Origin of the sequence: Lysobacter hankyongensis (assembly GCF_039543145.1) — a bacterium.
GTDB classification, from domain to species: domain Bacteria; phylum Pseudomonadota; class Gammaproteobacteria; order Xanthomonadales; family Xanthomonadaceae; genus Lysobacter_I; species Lysobacter_I hankyongensis.
Genome location: NZ_BAABJE010000011.1, coordinates 1 through 1529 on the forward strand (window position 1 = coordinate 1; position 1529 = coordinate 1529).

Annotated in this window: 1 protein-coding gene; it reads left to right on the plus strand. The window is 65.4% G+C overall.

What is annotated here, in order from left to right; all coding sequences use genetic code 11:
• Window positions 1-1529, plus strand: a 1529-nt coding sequence (locus tag ABD974_RS11710; RefSeq protein ID WP_345303516.1) for an efflux RND transporter permease subunit, incomplete at both ends; no start/stop codon positions are given.

Consider the following 1529-nt stretch of genomic DNA (forward strand, 5'->3'; position numbering starts at 1 on the left):
TTGCTCTCGCTGACCTTCGTGCCCGCCGCGGTGGCGCAGTTCGTCACCGGCCGCGTCTCGGAGCACGAAACCCGGGTCATGCGCAGCGTCAGTCGCGTCTATGCGCCACTGCTGGAGAAGGTGCTGTCCGCGCGCAAGGCCGTGGTCGCGGCGGCGGCGGTGTTGACGGTCCTGGCCGGGCTCCTGGCCACGCGCCTGGGCACCGAGTTCATTCCCAATCTGGACGAGGGGGACATCGCCCTGCACGCGCTGCGCATTCCCGGCACCAGTCTGACCCAGGCCATCGGCATGCAGCGCCAACTGGAAGCCCGCATCAAGCAGTTCCCGGAAGTCGAGGAGGTGGTCGCGAAGATCGGCACCGCCGAGGTCGCGACCGACCCGATGCCGCCCTCGGTCGCTGACACCTTCATCATGCTCAAGGACCGCAAGGACTGGCCGAACCCGAGAAAGCCGAGAGCGCAATTGATCGCTGAACTCGAAAAAGCGGTGTGGACGATTCCCGGCAACAACTACGAGTTCACCCAGCCGGTGCAGATGCGGATGAACGAGCTGATCGCCGGCGTGCGCGCCGAGGTGGCGATCAAGCTGTACGGCGACGATCTGGAACAACTCGAAGCGATCGGCAAGGGCATCGAGAAACTAGCGGCAGGCATCGAAGGTGCGGCCGATGTAAAGCTGGAACAGGTGACGGGCTTGCCGCTGATGACGATCACACCGGATCGAGCTGCATTGGCCCGTTACGGATTGTCGGTGGCAGACGTGCAGCACACAGTGTCGATCGCGCTCGGCGGCGCGATGGCCGGTCAGGTGTTCGAGGGCGACCGCCGGTTCGATCTCGTCGTGCGTCTGCCCGAAAGCCAGCGGCAGAACCCGAAGGCGCTCGCGTCTCTACCGATCGCGGTTCCCGCGATACTCAATGGTGATTCGGAAACCGTCGGAGGTGCGATCCGCTATGTGCCGCTCGGCCAGATCGCGCAGATCGAAGTGGCGCCCGGTCCGAATCAGGTCAGTCGCGAGAACGGCAAGCGGCGCGTCGTCGTGACCGCGAACGTGCGCGGCCGCGATCTGGGTTCCTACGTCGAGGATCTGCGCGCACGGATCGGCGAGGACATCGAGTTGCCGGAAGGCTACTGGATCGAATACGGCGGCACCTTCGAGCAATTGATCTCCGCAAGTCGTCGACTCTCGGTCGTCGTACCCGTGGTGCTGGTGATGATCTTCGGCCTGCTGTTCATGGCGTTCGGATCGGGCAAGGACGCCGCCATCGTCTTCAGCGGCGTGCCGCTGGCGTTGACCGGCGGCGTGCTGGCGCTGTGGCTGCGCGGCATTCCGTTCTCGATCTCGGCCGGCGTGGGGTTCATCGCGCTCTCGGGCGTCGCGGTGTTGAACGGGCTGGTGATGATCAGCTTCATCCGCAAGCTGCGCGCCGAAGGCGATCCGCTGCAGGAGGCGGTCGTCGACGGCGCACTGACCCGCCTGCGTCCCGTGCTGATGACCGCGCTCGTCGCGAGTTTGGGTTTCCTGCCGAT